The organism is Micromonospora sp. NPDC050686 (assembly GCF_040654475.1).
In the GTDB taxonomy this organism is placed as follows: domain Bacteria; phylum Actinomycetota; class Actinomycetes; order Mycobacteriales; family Micromonosporaceae; genus Micromonospora.
In genome coordinates this window covers 69510-84679 of sequence record NZ_JBFAID010000017.1, presented here as the reverse complement: position 1 = coordinate 84679, position 15170 = coordinate 69510, and the positions used below count along the sequence as shown (strand labels likewise).

General features: G+C 74.6%; 15 protein-coding genes and 1 pseudogene. 11 read left to right on the top strand and 5 right to left on the bottom strand.

What is annotated here, in order from left to right; all coding sequences use genetic code 11:
• Nucleotides 1-6 precede the first annotated feature (6 nt).
• The 9 genes from AB0H57_RS14600 (at nt 7) to AB0H57_RS14560 (ending at nt 8249) form a co-directional block, all read left to right on the top strand.
• Nucleotides 7-987 (top strand): dehydrogenase, encoded by a 981-nt coding sequence (locus tag AB0H57_RS14600; RefSeq protein WP_357506404.1) that lies wholly within the window; start codon nt 7-9, stop codon nt 985-987.
• 3 nt (nt 988-990) lie between these two features.
• Nucleotides 991-1389 (top strand): 6-carboxytetrahydropterin synthase, encoded by a 399-nt coding sequence (locus AB0H57_RS14595; protein WP_357506402.1) that lies wholly within the window; start codon nt 991-993, stop codon nt 1387-1389.
• 55 nt (nt 1390-1444) lie between these two features.
• Nucleotides 1445-2482: a glycosyltransferase family 4 protein gene (locus tag AB0H57_RS14590; RefSeq protein WP_357506400.1), complete on the top strand. Its 1038-nt coding sequence runs from the start codon at nt 1445-1447 to the stop codon at nt 2480-2482.
• Nucleotides 2479-3303: a class I SAM-dependent methyltransferase gene (locus AB0H57_RS14585; protein WP_357506398.1), complete on the top strand. Its 825-nt coding sequence runs from the start codon at nt 2479-2481 to the stop codon at nt 3301-3303. Before AB0H57_RS14590 ends, AB0H57_RS14585 begins: the two co-directional genes overlap by 4 nt.
• Before the next feature lie 80 nt (nt 3304-3383).
• On the top strand, nt 3384-4355 hold the full coding sequence (locus AB0H57_RS14580; protein ID WP_357506456.1) for a lysylphosphatidylglycerol synthase transmembrane domain-containing protein: 972 nt from the start codon (nt 3384-3386) through the stop codon (nt 4353-4355).
• A gap of 56 nt (nt 4356-4411) precedes the next feature.
• Nucleotides 4412-5062, top strand: a complete 651-nt coding sequence (ribA, locus tag AB0H57_RS14575; protein ID WP_357506396.1) for a GTP cyclohydrolase II — start codon at nt 4412-4414, stop codon at nt 5060-5062.
• A gap of 15 nt (nt 5063-5077) precedes the next feature.
• Nucleotides 5078-5770 (top strand): dihydrofolate reductase family protein, encoded by a 693-nt coding sequence (locus tag AB0H57_RS14570; protein ID WP_357506454.1) that lies wholly within the window; start codon nt 5078-5080, stop codon nt 5768-5770.
• Between the two features lie 186 nt (nt 5771-5956).
• Nucleotides 5957-7708 (top strand): M28 family metallopeptidase, encoded by a 1752-nt coding sequence (locus AB0H57_RS14565; protein WP_357506395.1) that lies wholly within the window; start codon nt 5957-5959, stop codon nt 7706-7708.
• Between the two features lie 91 nt (nt 7709-7799).
• Entirely contained in the window at nt 7800-8249 is a 450-nt protein-coding gene (locus tag AB0H57_RS14560; RefSeq protein WP_357506393.1) for a type II toxin-antitoxin system Phd/YefM family antitoxin, read from the top strand.
• Between the two features lie 31 nt (nt 8250-8280).
• Here the strand turns inward: AB0H57_RS14560 and AB0H57_RS14555 are convergent, their stop codons facing one another.
• The gene (locus AB0H57_RS14555) at nt 8281-9147 is read right to left on the bottom strand and encodes an aldo/keto reductase (RefSeq protein WP_357506391.1); all 867 of its coding nucleotides are present in this window, start codon (nt 9145-9147) and stop codon (nt 8281-8283) included.
• 82 nt (nt 9148-9229) lie between these two features.
• Nucleotides 9230-10783 (bottom strand): NAD(P)/FAD-dependent oxidoreductase, encoded by a 1554-nt coding sequence (locus AB0H57_RS14550; RefSeq protein ID WP_357506389.1) that lies wholly within the window; start codon nt 10781-10783, stop codon nt 9230-9232.
• A 205-nt stretch (nt 10784-10988) separates the two neighbouring features.
• Between AB0H57_RS14550 and AB0H57_RS14545 the strand changes: the two genes are divergently transcribed.
• Nucleotides 10989-12245, top strand: coding sequence for a hypothetical protein (locus AB0H57_RS14545; RefSeq protein WP_357506387.1), 1257 nt, complete (start codon nt 10989-10991; stop codon nt 12243-12245).
• 122 nt (nt 12246-12367) lie between these two features.
• Complete coding sequence (locus AB0H57_RS14540; RefSeq protein WP_357506385.1) at nt 12368-12820, top strand: DUF4383 domain-containing protein; 453 nt, start codon at nt 12368-12370, stop codon at nt 12818-12820.
• On the opposite strand, the pseudogene AB0H57_RS14535 reads toward AB0H57_RS14540, so the two are convergent.
• From AB0H57_RS14535 to AB0H57_RS14525, 3 genes and pseudogenes are all read right to left on the bottom strand, one after another.
• Nucleotides 12792-13523: pseudogene (locus tag AB0H57_RS14535) on the bottom strand (lysoplasmalogenase). The gene AB0H57_RS14540 and the pseudogene AB0H57_RS14535 sit on opposite strands and share 29 nt — an antisense overlap.
• Nucleotides 13520-14347, bottom strand: a complete 828-nt coding sequence (locus tag AB0H57_RS14530) for a sterol desaturase family protein (RefSeq protein ID WP_357506383.1) — start codon at nt 14345-14347, stop codon at nt 13520-13522. The pseudogene AB0H57_RS14535 and the gene AB0H57_RS14530 overlap by 4 nt, the downstream one beginning before the upstream one ends.
• A 13-nt stretch (nt 14348-14360) precedes the next feature.
• Nucleotides 14361-15062, bottom strand: a complete 702-nt coding sequence (locus AB0H57_RS14525; RefSeq protein ID WP_357506381.1) for a GntR family transcriptional regulator — start codon at nt 15060-15062, stop codon at nt 14361-14363.
• Between the last annotated feature and the right edge of the window lie 108 nt (nt 15063-15170).

Genomic DNA, 15170 nt, shown 5'->3' with positions numbered 1-15170 from the left:
CGAGCGGTGAGGCGACAGGCCGAGGCCTTCTGGCTCCGCTCACCCGGAGCGGGCGAGATCCGGCCGGTGCGACTGCCCGAGCCCGGCCCGGACGAGGTGCTGGTTCGGGCCCGCTACTCGGGGGTGAGCCGGGGCACCGAGACCCTGGTTTTCGCCGGCGCGGTCCCACCGAGCCAGTACGCGGCCATGCGCGCCCCGTTCCAGTCCGGCGACTTCCCGGCCCCGGTGAAGTACGGCTACCTCAGCGTGGGCGAGGTGGAGGCGGGCCCGGCCGAGCTGCGTGGGCGGACCGTCTTCTGCCTGCACCCGCACCAGAGCGCGTACGTGGTGCCGGCCGACGCCGTGGTCCGCGTACCCGAATCGGTGCCGGCGGCGCGGGCGGTGCTGGCCGGCACGGTGGAGACCGCGGTGAACGCGCTGTGGGACGCGCCGCCCCTGGTCGGCGACCGGGTCACCGTCGTCGGGGCCGGCATGGTGGGCTGCTCGGTGGCCGCCCTGCTGGCCCGCTTTCCCGGGGTCCGGGTGCAGCTGGTGGACACCGACCCGGGCCGGGCGGCGGTCGCCGCCGCGCTCGGCGTCGACTTCGCCGCCCCGGGCGACGCCGCCGACGGGCGTGACCTGGTGGTGCACGCCAGCGCCAGCTCCGCCGGGTTGCAGCAGGCCCTGGACCTGCTCGCGCCCGAGGGCACCGTGCTCGAACTGAGCTGGTACGGCGACCGCCCGGTGCAGGTGTCGCTGGGCGGCGCGTTCCACTCGGGGCGGCTGACCGTACGCAGCAGCCAGGTCGGCATGGTGGCACCCGCCCGCCGCTCCTCCCGCACGTACGCCGACCGGCTGGCGCTGGCCCTGGAGCTGCTCGCCGACCCGGTGTTCGACGCGCTCATCACCGGGCGGTCCGCGTTCCGCGAGCTGCCCGACGTGCTTTCCCGGCTCACCGCGGGCAGCCTGCCCGCGCTCTGCCACCTCATCACCTACGACGGAGAGTGACCCGTGTTCAGCGTGACCGTCCGTGACCACATCATGATCGCCCACAGCTTCCGGGGTGAGGTGTTCGGCCCGGCCCAGCGACTGCACGGGGCGACCTTCGTCGTCGACGCCACGTTCCGCCGGCCCGACCTCGACGAGAACGGCATCGTGGTCGACATCGGCCTGGCCACCGACCAGCTCAAGGCGGTGCTGGGCGAGCTCACCTACCGCAACCTCGACGAGGAGCCGGCGTTCGCCGGGGTGAACACCACCACCGAGGTGCTGGCCCGGGTCATCGGCGACCGGCTCGCCGACCGGGTGGGCGCGGGTGACCTGGGCCCGGGGGCGCAGGGGCTGACCGGCATCACCGTCACCCTGCACGAGTCGCACGTCGCCTGGGCCAGCTACGACCGGTCCCTGTGAGCGCGAGGAGTGAGCCGGGGTTGCGAGCCCCGCAGTCGCGAACGAGGGCGATCCTTTGAGCCGGGTGCACGTGGTGCTGCCCGCCGGGGTGGACGATCCGGCCACCCCCAGCGGCGGCAACACGTACGACCGGCGGGTCTGCGCGGGGCTGGCGGCGGCCGGCTGGTCGGTGTGCGAGCACCCGGTGCCCGGCGACTGGCCCCGGCCCACCCCCGCCGACCGGGCAGCGCTGGCCGGGCTGCTGGCAGCGCTGCCCGACGGGGCGACCGTGCTGCTCGACGGGCTGCTCGCCTCGGTGTCGCCGGCGCAGCTCACCCCGCACGCCGGGCGGCTGCGGCTGGTGCCGCTGGTGCACCTGCCGCGCGACGACGAGGCCGAGGCCCGCGCCCTGGCGGCGGCCACCGCGGTGGTAGCCACCAGCGAGTGGACCCGGCGACGGCTCGTCGAGGCGTACGGGCTGGCCGCCGACCGGGTGCGGGTGGCCCACCCGGGCGTCGACCCGGCGGCGGAGGTGCCCGGCTCGCCGGGCGGCACGGAACTGCTCTGCGTCGCCGCGGTCAGCCCGCACAAGGGGCACGACGTGCTGGTCGAGGCGCTCGCCGCGGTGGCCGCGCTGGACTGGCGGTGCACCTGGGTGGGGGCGTTGACCCGGGCGCCGGAGTTCGTCGACCGGCTGCGCGCCCGCCTGACCGGGGCGGGACTGTCCGGCCGGGTGCGGCTGGCCGGCCCGCTGGTCGGCGACCGGCTCGACGCCGCGTACGCCGCCGCCGACCTGCTGGTGCTGCCGTCGCGCGCCGAGACGTACGGGATGGTGCTCACCGAGGCGCTGGCGCGGGGCATGCCGGTGCTGGCCAGCGCGGTCGGCGGCGTGCCGGAGGCGATGGGCCGCGCTCCGGACGGGCGCCGGCCGGGCCTGCTGGTGCCCCCGGCGGACCCGGTGGCGCTGGCCGGGGCGCTGCGCGACTGGCTCGGCGACGCCGCGCTGCGCCGCTCGTTGCGCGCCGCCGCGCGCGGCCGGCGCGGCACCCTGACCGACTGGACGGTCACCACGGCGTCCCTGGCGGGCGCCCTGACGGAGGGTGCCCCGGCATGACCGAGGACGATCCCGCCGGCTTCGCGGCGTGGCTGCGGTTGCGGGAGGCCGCCGACGCGACCGCCCGGGCGCCGGAGTTCGTGGCGCTGCTGCGGGCCCGGCCCGTCGCCGCCGGCCCGCTGGCGGTGCACGACCTGGGCTGCGGCGTCGGGTCGGTGCTGCGCTGGCTGGCCCCGCAACTGCCCGGGGCGCAACGCTGGACCCTGTACGACCGGGACGCCGCCCTGCTGGCCCGGGTCGCCGCGGCGCCCGACCTAGTCGCCGCCGACGGCGCCCCGGTGCGGGTGCGCACCCACCGCGCCGACCTGACCCGGCTCACCGCCGGCGACCTGGCCGGCGCCGGTCTGATCACCGCCTCCGCGCTGCTGGACATGCTCACCGCCGAGGAACTGGACCGGATGGTCGACGCGTGCGCCGGCGCCGGCTGCCCCACCCTGCTGATGGTCTCGGTGACCGGCCGGGTGGCGCTCACCCCGGCGGAGCCGCTGGACGCGGAGGTCGCCGCCGCGTTCAACGACCACCAGCGGCGCACCGTCGACGGGCGCCGGCTGCTCGGCCCGGACGCGGTGGACGCCTGCGTGGCGGCGTTCGACCGGCGCGGCGTCGGCGTGCGCCGCCGACCCAGCCCGTGGCGGCTGGGCCCGGACGACGGCGAGCTGATCGCCGCCTGGTTCACCGGCTGGCTGGCCGCCGCCTGCGAGCAGCGGCCCGACCTGGCCGGGCCGGCGCGGGCGTACGCCCGGCGGCGGCTGGACCAGGTCGCGGCCGGCCGGTTGCGGGTGGAACTGGGCCACGACGATCTTCTTGCCGGCCTGGGCTGAACCGGTCGGCGTCGTGGCCCGTACCGGTGGGTGACGGTACGGCTGGGGGAGGACCGGTGGATGCGACGTGTGCCGCGCTCGTGCCCGCCGCGACGGCGCGGCCCGGGATCGGGCGGGTGCTGCGCGTCGCGGTCCGCCCGCTCGCCGGGCTGGTGCTGCTCGCCGGGCTGCTGTGGGGGGTGGGCGTCGGCCCGTTCCTGCACGGCCTGCGGCTGATCGACGGCCCGGCGGTCGCCGCGGCGCTCGGCATCGGCGCGCTGACCACCGTCTGCTGCGCCTGGCGGTGGCGGCTGGTGGCCGGCGGGCTCGGGGTGCCGCTGCCGCTGGTCGGGGCGGTGGCGCACTGCTACCGGGCGGTGTTCCTGAACGCGACCCTGCCCGGCGGGGTGCTCGGCGACGTGCACCGGGCGGTGCGCAGTGGACGCGACGCGGGGGACGTCGGCCGGGGCGTGCGGGCCGTGGTGTGGGAGCGCACGGCGGGTCAGGTGGTGCAGGTGGCGCTCGCCGCGGCGGTGCTGCTGGCCTTCCCCTCGCCGGTCCGCCCGCTGCTGCCGATGGTGCTCGGGCTGCTGGCCGCGGCCCTGCTCGGCGCGGTGCTGCTGGCCCGCTCGGCACCGGCGCGCGCCCCGGCCCGGTGGGTCCGGCCGCTGCGGGTGGCCGCCGCTGATCTGCGCTCCGGGGTGCTCGCCCGCGGCACCTGGGCCGGGGTGGTGCTGGCCTCCGTGGTGGCGGTCGGCGGGCACCTGGCCACCTTCCTGGTGGCGGCGCGCACCGCGGGCGCCACCGCGCCGCTGGCCGAGCTGCTGCCGCTGACCCTGCTGGCGCTGCTGGCGATGGCGGTGCCGGCCAACGTCGGCGGGTTCGGTCCGCGGGAGGGGGTGGCGGCGTGGGCGTTCGGCGCGGCCGGCCTCAGCGCCGCCCAGGGGGTGGCCACCGCCACGGTGTACGGGGCGCTGGTGCTGGTGGCGAGCCTGCCCGGCGCGGTGGTGCTGGCGACCCGCTGGCGGCCCGGTCGGGAGCGGGGCGGGCAGGGAGCGCGGATCGGTGGTTGAGTGGGTAGGTGACCTTGCGTCGGGTGACCGCCCCCGGCGCCGCACGGAGGAGACACATGGACCACTCGCTGCCCCTTGCCACCATCCGTACCCAGGTCTCGGTGCCCCTGCGGTTCCCCGACGGGTACGCCACCACCGGCCGGGTCTTCACCTTCGACGGACTGGTCGACGCCCGGGAGCACCTCGCGTTCGGCCTGGGTGACTTCGCGGCCGCGGTGCGGCGACAGGCGACCGGTGAGCCGCCGCTGGTCCGTCCGCACAGCGAGTGCCTGACCGGGGACGTCTTCGGCAGCCAGCGCTGCGACTGCGGGCCGCAGTTGCGGGAGGCGGTGGAGCGGATCGCCGCCGCCGGCGGTTTCCTGCTCTACCTGCGCCAGGAGGGGCGGGGCATCGGCCTCTACCCAAAGCTCGACGCGTACGCGTTGCAGGACGCCGGGCTGGACACCTACGAGGCCAACGTGGCCCTGGGGCACCAGGAGGACGAGCGGGACTACGCGGTGGCCGCGCAGATGCTGGTGGCGCTGGAGGTACGCCGGGCGGCGCTGCTGACCAACAACCCCGACAAGTCCGAGCAGCTGCGGCGGTACGGGGTGACGGTGGCCGGGCAGGTGGCGACCGGGGTGTTCCTGTCCCCGGCCAACGCCGGTTACCTGGCCGCGAAGGCCAGCCGCGGGGCGCACGTGGCCGACCTGCCCACCGTCGGCTGAGCGGCGGTGTCCGCCGTGGGCCGCCGCCCGTACGTGCTGCTCAGTTGCGCCATGTCGATCGACGGCTACATCGACGACGCCACCGACGAGCGGCTGCTGCTCTCCAACGACTCCGACCTCGACCGGGTGGACGCGGTCCGGGCGGAGGCCGACGCGATCCTGGTCGGGGCCGCCACCGTCCGCCGGGACGACCCGCGGCTGCTGGTCCGCTCGCCCGGGCACCGGCAGCTGCGGGTGGCGCGCGGGTTGCCGCCCTCACCGGCCAAGGTCACCGTGACCGGCAGCGGCGACCTGGACCCCGCGGCCCGGTTCTTCACCGTCGGCGACGCCGACAAGATCGTCTACTGCGGTTCCGCGGCGTGGGACAAGACCCGGGAGCGCCTGGGGCACCTGGCGGCGGTGGTCGACGGCGGTGAGCCGGTCGACCCGGCCCGGGTGCTCGCCGACCTGGCCGGGCGGGGCGTGGGCCGGCTGATGGTGGAGGGCGGCGCGCAGGTGCACGCCCAGTTCCTCGCCGCCGGCCTCGCCGACGAGCTGCACCTGGTGCTCGCGCCGTTCTTCGTCGGCGACGGCCGGGCGCCCCGGTTCGTCGGCGACGGGCGGTTCCCGTGGCATCCGGGCCGTCGCGCCCGGGTGGCCGAGGTACGCCAGATCGACGACGTGGTGCTGGTCCGCTACGCCCTGTCCGACCGCTGCCCGGCGGGCTGACGGGCCCCGCGGCGGCGGCCGGCGGTCCCGGAAATCCACTGTTGACCCATCGATCGATGCATGTCAGTGTGTGCTTCCCGGGTCGACCGCCGTGGCCGCCCCCGAGCCGCCTCGACCCCCACCCGCCCCGTCACCCGGGAACGGGATCGTCGGACCCGGACACCCACCCCCGCACCGAGGAGCCCCATGAGACGCACAACGTTGACCGCGGGTGTCACGCTCGCCCTCGTCGCCGCCACCACCACGGTGACGCTGGCCGCGCCGCAAGCCTCCGCGACCACCCTGGCGAAGCCGGTCACCGCGGCCGCGCCGCTGGCCGCGCTGGCCGCCCCGGACATCTCGATCACCAACGTCCAGGCCCACCTGACCCAGTTCAACAGCATCGCCACCAGCAACGGCGGCAACCGGCGGGCCGGCTCCGCCGGCTACACCGCCTCCGTGGCGTACGTGAAGGGCAAGCTCCAGGCCGCCGGCTACACGGTGACCGAGCAGACCTGCACCTCCTGCACCTACCCGGGCAGCAACCTGATCGCCGAGTGGCCGCAGGGCCCCACCGACCAGGTGGTGATGTTCGGCGCCCACCTCGACAGCGTCGCCGCCGGCCCGGGCATCAACGACAACGGCTCCGGCTCGGCCAGCCTGCTGGAGAACGCGCTGGTGCTGGCGAGCCAACGCCCGACGATGACCAAGCGGGTCCGGTTCGCCTGGTGGAACGGCGAGGAGCAGGGCCTGCAGGGCTCGAAGTTCTACGTCAACTCGCTGTCGACCACCCAGAAGGGCTACATCAAGGGCTACTACAACTTCGACATGGTGGGCTCGCCCAACGGCGGCTACTTCATCAACCGGATCACCTCCACCACCGCGGCCCCGCTGAAGGCGTACTGGGACTCGTTCGGGCTCCAGCCGGAGGAGAACACCGAGGGCGCCGGCCGCTCCGACGACTACTCGTTCAACAACGCCGGCATCCCCACCTCCGGGTACGCCGCCGGGGCCAGCTACACCAAGACCTCCGCCCAGGCCAGCAAGTGGGGCGGCACCGCCGGCGCGGCGTACGACGGCTGCTACCACCGCTCCTGTGACACCACCAGCAACATCAACACGACCGTCCTCAACCGCAGCGCGGACGGCATCGCGTACGCCATCTGGCAGCTCGCCGTCGGCTCCGGCACCCCCACCAACGACTTCTCGGTGTCGGTCAGCCCGACCTCGGGCAGCGTCGCCCGGGGCGCCGCCACCACCGCCACGGTCAGCACCGCCACGACCAGCGGCAGCGCCCAGACCGTGACGCTCTCCGCCAGCGGCGCGCCCAGCGGCGTGACGGTCTCCTTCAGCCCCTCGTCGGTGACCTCCGGCGGCACGTCGACGATGACGGTCAGCGCCTCGTCCACGGCCACCACGGGCACCTTCACCGTCACGGTCACCGGCACCGGCTCGGTCACCCGGACCGCCACCTACAGCCTCACCGTCACCGGCACCGGCGGCTGCGCCGGCGGCCAGGTGGTCGGCAACAGCAGCTTCGAGTCCGGCACCGCCCCGTGGACCGCCAGCTCGGGCGTGATCACCAGCTCGGCCAGCCAGCCGGCCCGCACCGGCTCGTACAAGGCCTGGCTGGACGGGTACGGCACCAGCCGCACCGACACGCTGTCCCAGTCGCTGACCGTCCCGGCCGGCTGCTCGACCTACACCCTCGCCTTCTACCTGCACATCGACACCGCCGAGACCACCAGCACCACCGCGTACGACAAGCTCACCGTGCAGCTCGGCACCACCACCCTGGCGACGTACTCGAACCTGAACCGCGCCAGCGGCTACCAGCTGCGCACGTTCAACGCCGCCGCGTACGCCGGCCAGACCGTCACCCTGAAGTTCACCGGGGTGGAGGACGCCTCCCTGCAGACCAGCTTCGTCATCGACGACGTGACCCTGCAGGCCAGCTAGACCCGCGCGCCGGAGGGGACGGGCCGTGCGCGGTCCGTCCCTTCCGGACGGTCGGGCATCGATTGTCGTACCCCTGGTGCAGCATGACGGCATGGTTGCCACCGCCCCCGCGCACCACCCCGACCAGCCTCGCTCCGTGCCGCTGCGCGAGGCCCGCACCCGGCTCACCCAGCTCGTCGCGCTCGCCGAGCTGACCGACGCGGTCACCGTGCTCACCCGCGACCGCGACCACCGCCCCGTCGCCGCGATCGTCCCGGCCGGCGCCGCCCGCACCGGCGCGCAGGCCCGCGCCGACGCCGACCGGGTCGCCGCCGTCACCGCCGGCTGGGCCCGGCGCCTCGACCAGGCCCACCGGCAGAGCGCCCGCCGGCACGCCGCCGAGTTGCGCGCGGTCACCGCCGCTCTCGCCGAGGCCTGGGCGGAGCTGGACCGCCGGGCCCGTCCCGGCGGCGACCCGGCGCTGGACCGGCTCCGCGCCGCCCACGCCGACCTGCTCCGCGACGGCACACCGCCGGCCGACGCCGCCCGCCCGACGGGCTGACCCGGCCCGGCGGCTCCGCGCGCGGCGCCGGTCAGCCCAGCCGGGCCAGGTCCGCCTCGGACAGCCGCAGCGCCCCAGCGGCGACGTTCTGCGCCAGGTGATCCGGGTTGCCGGTGCCGGGAATGGCCAGCACGTGCGGCCCCTGGTGCAGGGTCCAGGCCAGTCGCACCTGGGCCGGCGTCACCCCGTGTCCGTCCGCGATCTCGCGCGCCGCGGCGTCGTCGGCGACCCCGCCGCCCTCCCGCCCCTCACCGGTGATGGCGAAGAACGGCACGAAGGCGATGCCCAACTCGCCGCAGCGGCGCAGCAACGCGGCGGAGCGGCGCTGGTGCAGGCCGTACTGGTTCTGCACGCAGACCACCGGGGCGATCTCCAGGGCCTGCTCCAGGTGCTCCGGCCGGACGTTGGACAGGCCGAGGTGCCGGATCAGTCCGGCCGCGCGCAGCTCGGCGAGGGCGCCGAAGTGCTCCGCGATCGAGTCCAGGCCGGCCTGCCGCAGGTTCACCACGTCCAGGTGGTCGCGTCCGAGCTGGCGCAGGTTCTCCTCCACCTGCCCGCGCAACTGGTCCGGCCGGGCCAGCGGCAACCACCCGCCGGACGGATCCCGGCCGGGCCCCACCTTGGTCGCCACGACCAGGTCGTCCGGGTACGGCGCGAGCGCGCGGTTGATCAGCTCGTTGGCTGAGCGCTGCGCCGAGAAGTAGAAGGCGGCGGTGTCCACATGGTTCACCCCGAGTTCCCGCGCCCGGTGCAGCACGCCGACCGCGGTGTCCCGGTCACTGGGGGAGCCGTCGGCCTTCGCGGTGAGCCGCATCGCGCCGAAGCCGATCCGTCGTACGGTTGCGTCGCCGAGGGTCCACTCACCCGCCGCGGCGGCGCTGACATCGTTTCCAAGCATCCGGCGAAGCTAGGCCACCGGCCGCCCGTTGCGCAGTCGGCCGGCCACCCGATGGTGCGGCGGCCCCGGCGCTGATAGCTTTCTATTGTCGCCGAGCCGCTGCGGGCTTCGGTTCCCGCACCCCGTCGGCTGCTCGCTCGGCGCCGCCGGTGGGCGGGCGGGCGGGCACGAGCGGGGCGTCCCGGCCGGTGCCACCCCGGCCGCTCGACGTCGTCGTCTTCTGTTCGTGGTAGTCCTGCTCCACGTTGACCGACCAGACGTCGTGCTCCCTGCCGTGCGCGATGTTCTCCGCCACCAGCATGGCGGTCAGCATCGAGTGGTCCTGGTTGTTGTAGCGGTGCATGCCGTTGCGCCCCACGGGGTGCACGTTGGGCAGCTCCCGGGCCAGCCAGCCCCGGATGGCGTCCACGTTGCGCTGGTAGCGCTCGTCGTACACCGGGTAGGCCTTCGGCATCCGCACCACGTGGCCGCCCGCCACGCAGCCGGGCCGGACCAGGCCCAGGCGTTCCAGCTCGGCGGTGCCCAGCGCGATCAGGTCCTCGTCCGGGGTGCGCCACATCTCGTCGTCCTCGAAGACGAAGTACTCCAGGCCCAGGCAGGTGCGGCCGTCCTTGACCAGGTACGGCGACCAGGAGCCGAAGTTCTGGATCCGGCCCACCTTCGCCGTCGGGTCGTGCACGTAGATCCAGTTGTCCGGGAAGGAGAACTCCTCCGGGACGATCAGCGCCACGGTCAGGAAGTCGCGGTACCGCAGGTCGTCGGCGGCGGCGCGGACCTGGGGCGGGGCGGCCGGCCGGATGGCGTGCACCAGCGCCGAGATCGGCATCGTGGAGATCACGTGGTCGGCCGGTTCGGTCCGTTCGCCGTCCGCGTCGACGACCGTGACGCCGGTGGCGCGGCGTGCCGCTGGGTCCCGGTGCACGGCGGTCACCCGGCTGTTCGTGCGGACCGCGCCGCCCCGCTCCCGCACCAGTTCGGTGCACCGCTCCCACATCATCCCGGGGCCCAGCTTCGGGTACTGGAACTCCTCGATCAGGCTGGTCACGTCCGTGCGGTTGCGCCGGGGCAGCAGCGCGTTGCGCACCGCCGTGGCGAGCGACAGGTTCTTGATCCGCTGCGCGGCCCAGTCGGCCTGCAACTGGTCGGCCGGCATTCCCCAGACCTTCTCGGTGTACGTCTTGAAGAAGATCGAGTACAGCCGCCAGCCGAACCGCGCCGACACCCAGCCCTCGAAGTGCGACTGGTCCTTCGGCGGGCGCAGCCTTGCCCGGCCGTACGAGGCGACGCAGCGCGCCGCCTCCAGCAGGCCCAGGTTGCGCAGCGCGTTGCCGGCGTTGAGCGGGTAGTCGTAGAGCGCCCCGCGGTAGTAGATGCGGCTCATTCTCGGCCGGAGCAGGAAGTCCTCGTCCGGCAGGATCTCGTGCCAGAAGTCCTCGACCCGGGAGACCTTGGTGAAGAACCGGTGCCCGCCGATGTCGAAGCGCCAGCCGTCCCGCTCCACCGTCCGGCTGATCCCGCCGACCACGTCGTCGGCTTCGTGGACCCGGACCGCCTCGCCGTGCCGCAGCAGCTCGTACGCGGCGGTCAGCCCCGCCGGTCCCGCACCGATCACCAAGGTCCCGTCGCCGTCACCCATGCCGCCCCCGTCCCCCGCCTGCGCTGCGGCAGCGCCCTTACCCGTCCCGGCCCGCAACTCACCTGGCCGGCCCCGTTTTCCCCCCGGCGGCCGGAGTTCTCCGCCGGGTTCGGTGGTCGCGGGTGTGAACCGGCGCGTAACGGGGATGTCGCGCCGACGGCCCGCGCACCGACGGTCGGTCGCGGGACGATCGGGCGGGGGCGGCATGGCGGACGATCGGGCGGCACGCCCGAGCGACAGCTCCGCCCGGCTGTCGCGGCCCGGCCTCCGGGGCCGGCTGGCGGCGTCGGCCGGGCGGATACCCGAGCCGTGGGGCTTCGTGCTCGCCGCCTTTGTCATCTCGAAGACCTTGCTCACCCTGGTCGGCGTGCTGGTGCTGGCCGCCTGGGACGGGGTGTCCGGCGCGCCACCGGCCGACGAGACGTCGATGCGGTTCGAGCAGGACGCCATCTCACCGCACCGCTGGTTCTCACTCTGGTTCGCCTGGGACTCGTTCCTCTACGACCACCTGGCCCGGCTGCCGCTGGACCGCCCCTGGACCGACTTCGGCTTCCCACTGCTGTATCCGTTCCTCGCCCGGTCGCTCGCGCCGCTGCTGGGCGGCCACACCGCCTGGGCGCTGCTGCTGGTCAGCAACGTCGCCCTGATCGCGCTGCTCTACTACGCCTGCCGCCTCGGCGGTCGGCTGCTGGGGACGGGGGAGGGCGGCGATGCGGCGGGTGGGCGCCGGTTCACCCGCTTCCTGCTGCTGCTGCCGACCGCGTTCCTGTTCCAGGCGGCACTGACCGAGTCGCTCTTCGTCGGCCTGGCCCTGGCCGCCTTCTGGTACGCCGAGCGGCGCCGCTGGCTGCTGGTCGGGATCGTCGGCTACTTCCTGGCGCTGAGCCGCTCGGTCGGCTTCCTGGTGGTGCTGCCGCTGGCGCTGGTGCTGGTGAACCAGCTCGGCCGCCCGCGCGACGCCCGCGGACTCGCCCGCTACCTGCGGACCGGCTGGCCGCTGGCGCTGGTGCCGGCCGGCTGGCTGACCTTCATGGCGTTCTGTCGCTGGCAGAGCGGCGACTGGTTCGCCTACCAGCACACGCAGGAGCGGGGCTGGGGGATCCGCCTGCAGGACCCGTTCTGGGTCGCCTGGCACGGGCTGACCGGCGGACACGCCGCCGACGCGCTGCGCGTGGGGGGTGCGGTGGCGGTGCTGCTGGTGGCCGCGGTCGGGCTGCGCCGGCGGGCCGAGCTGCCCTACCTGCTCTACACGGTGATCGTGGTGCTGGTGCCGCTGTCGATGGGCCCGCCGGTCTACAAGAGCCTGCTGCGCTACCTGCTCGCCGCCTTCCCGGTGGCCCTGGTGCTGGCCCGCTGGGCCGGCCGGTCCGGCGCCGATCGATGGCTGACCGCCGGCCTGGCGGTGCTCCAGCTCGCCCTGTTCGCACTCTGGCTGACCTACTGGACACACTTCATCATCTGAGCGCGGCGGCTCGCCGACGGCGGCGGCGCGCGACACGCGTTCCAGAATGGGCGGCTCGGTCGGGTTTGCCGCGTCCGGTCGGGGGGACACCATCCCCGTTCTCGTCGACGGAGGTTGCTGTCATGGCCAACAGGTCCGGAACGCCGGCGCGCGCCGCCGCGTCTCCCGTCCGGCGAGCCGCCCAGGTGGTCGGCATCGTCTTCGTCGTGGTGGGCATCCTCGGGTTCATCCCGGGCATCACCACGCACTACGGCACCATGATGTTCGCCGGGCACGAGTCGCAGGCGAAACTGCTCGGCCTGTTCCAGGTGTCGGTCCTGCACAACATCGTCCACCTGCTCTACGGCGTGGTCGGCCTGGCGCTGGCCCGAACCGTCTCCGGCGCGCGGGCGTACCTGATCGGTGGTGGCGTCATCTACCTGGTGATCTGGCTCTACGGCCTGGTCGTCAACCACAACAGTGGCGCCAACTTCATCCCGCTCAACAACGCGGACAACTGGCTGCACCTGCTGCTCGGCATCGGCATGATCGCCTTGGGCGTGGCGCTCACCCGCCGCCCGGCCGCCCGCCGCTGACCCGCGTACCCGCCGGCGGCGCCGCGACCGACCGGTCGTGGCGCCGCCCGCCGTGCCCGGTGGGTCGGTTCCCGGGCGGCGGCTCCTCTGTCGTGCGCTCGGCAGCCGGCCGCCCGGCCCACGTCGTGGTGATGAGGTACAGCGCCGCGACGTAGCTGACCATCACCGCCAGTTCCCGCCCGGGCAGCGCCAGCCCCGCCGCGCCCGCGCCGATCAGCGCGTCGGAGAGCAGGAAGAGCGCGCCGCCGGCCGCCGCCCGCCGGGAGACCCCGACCGCGGCGGCGGCCATCAGGCTCAGCGCCAGGCTGTAGCCGAGCACCGGCAGCCGCAGCTCGCCCAGCCGCGGCCAGAGCAGCGCGTTCGCGGCGACCCACAGCGCCAGGTAGCCGGCCACGGCCGGCGCCGGTGGCCGGCGGTGCCGCCGGAACGCCACCAGCAGGCAGAGCTAGGTGCCGAGGAAGCAGCCCATCCCGGCCAGGAAGGCGGGCGTGCCGGGCAGCAGCAGCGCCACGTCACCGGCCGTGGCGAACACCAGGCCCGTCGCCACCAAATCCCAGTGCCGGCGTACGGCGAGCAGCCGGACCAGCAGCAGTGGCGCGAGCAGCGGCTTCGCCGCCCACTGCAATGCCGGCTGGTCGAGCGCGACGCCGGCCAGCTCGACCGCGACGACCAGCCCGAACAGGACGGGCCAGGCCCGCCTCATCGGACCGGCTGCCAACCGGGACGGCCGAACAGGTAGCCGAGCCGGTGCCGCCACGACGGGGCCCGGCGCACGTCGGCCCAGATCGCCGCGTACTCGTGGGTGGCGACCCGCAGCGGGTTGTAGGTGCCGATGTTCTTCGTCAGCCCGTACCGGACGGTGGTGCCTTCCGGCTCGAAGGTGCCGAAGAGCCGGTCCCAGACGATCAGGATGCCGCCGTAGTTGCGGTCGAGGTATTCGCGGTTGGCGCCGTGGTGCACCCGGTGGTGCGACGGCGTGTTGAAGACCCACTCGATCGGCCGGGGCAGCCGGCCGACCCGCTCGGTGTGCAGGAAGAACTGGTACAGCAGGCTGATCGACTGCTGGAGGAGGATCATCCATGGCGGGATGCCGAGCAGGGCCAGACCGAGCCAGAACGGCAGCGAGGTCATCGGCGTCCAGCTCTGCCGCAGCGCGGTGGAGAAGTTGTAGAAGGTGCTGGAGTGGTGCACCACGTGGCTGGCCCAGAAGAAGCGCACCTCGTGGTGGACCCGGTGGAACCAGTAGTAGGCCAGGTCGTCGGCGAAGAAGAGCAGCACCCAGGTCCAGACGCTGGTGGGGGAGAGCTGCACCGGGGCGATCGACCAGAGCGCCGCGTACAGCCCGATGGTGAGCAGCTTCCACGGGAAGCCGATCACCTGGCTGCCGGCGCCCATGGTCAGGCTGGTGGCGGTGTCGCGCAGTTCGTAGCCGCGTTCGTCGTCGTCCGGCGCGAACCGGTACGACAGCGCCTCGACGACGACGAGCAGCAGGAACGCCGGTACGGCATAGAGCACGGCGGGGATCATGCTCGGCCTTCCTTCAGGTGATGGGGGTGGTGAGGGCGGCGGTGAGCAGGTCGTACGCCTCCCGGCCGGCGTCGGCGCCGCGCCCGGTGACGATGGCCTCGGCGAGGCGGCGGTGCCCGGCGACGTCCAGCAGTTCGGCGGCGCGCCGCTCGGGCGGCACGTCGCCGACGGCCACCGCCCCGGCGACCAGGCTGTTGAACGCCAGCAGGTACGCGGTGTTGCCGGAGCCGTTGACGATCCGCCGCCAGAGCGCGATGTTCGCCTCGCCCATGGCGGGCAGGTCGGGGGCGAGCGCGGCGAACTCCTCGACCATGGCGACGAGGTTGCGCCGCAGCTCGTCCGGCGCGCGCTCGGCGCAGAGCCGGGCCGCGTCGACGCCGATGCAGGCGCGCATCTCCAGCATGTCGCGGACCAGGTTCTCCACCGGCAGCACGTCGCCGGACTGGGCCAGCGACAGGGCCAGGTCGAGGCCGGCGTGCACCCGCCAGTCCAGGACGCGGGTGGCGCCGCCCTGGCTGACCCGGACGAGGCCGAGCTGCTGGAGGCGGCGCAGCGCCTCGCGCACGGCGTGCCGGTTCACCGCGAAGGCGGCGGCCAGCTCCCGCTCGCCGGGAAGCGTGTCCTCGGGGCGGTAACGGCCGCTGACGATCGCGTCTCTGAGCTGGGCGAAGACGTGGTCGGAGACGGATGCGCGGGGGACGGGGGCGAAGGCCACGCCAGCAGTGTGACGGCCGGCACATCAACCCGTCAACTGGTTGGACCAGCTTTTCGTACCCGGGAAACGGCGGCCGGGTCGCGGGGACCGGGCCGCCGTCGCGCGCGG

What these genes read in the sequence shown, in the direction of transcription:
- AB0H57_RS14540 (WP_357506385.1), top strand. Translation starts at nt 12,368, where the DNA reads ATGGCCAACAGGTCCGGAACGCCGGCGCGCGCCGCCGCGTCTCCCGTC.
- AB0H57_RS14565 (WP_357506395.1), top strand. Translation starts at nt 5,957, where the DNA reads ATGAGACGCACAACGTTGACCGCGGGTGTCACGCTCGCCCTCGTCGCC.
- AB0H57_RS14560 (WP_357506393.1), top strand. Translation starts at nt 7,800, where the DNA reads ATGGTTGCCACCGCCCCCGCGCACCACCCCGACCAGCCTCGCTCCGTG.
- ribA (WP_357506396.1), top strand. Translation starts at nt 4,412, where the DNA reads ATGGACCACTCGCTGCCCCTTGCCACCATCCGTACCCAGGTCTCGGTG.
- AB0H57_RS14555 (WP_357506391.1), bottom strand. Translation starts at nt 9,147, where the DNA reads ATGCTTGGAAACGATGTCAGCGCCGCCGCGGCGGGTGAGTGGACCCTC.
- AB0H57_RS14545 (WP_357506387.1), top strand. Translation starts at nt 10,989, where the DNA reads ATGGCGGACGATCGGGCGGCACGCCCGAGCGACAGCTCCGCCCGGCTG.
- AB0H57_RS14530 (WP_357506383.1), bottom strand. Translation starts at nt 14,347, where the DNA reads ATGATCCCCGCCGTGCTCTATGCCGTACCGGCGTTCCTGCTGCTCGTC.
- AB0H57_RS14550 (WP_357506389.1), bottom strand. Translation starts at nt 10,783, where the DNA reads ATGGGTGACGGCGACGGGACCTTGGTGATCGGTGCGGGACCGGCGGGG.
- AB0H57_RS14585 (WP_357506398.1), top strand. Translation starts at nt 2,479, where the DNA reads ATGACCGAGGACGATCCCGCCGGCTTCGCGGCGTGGCTGCGGTTGCGG.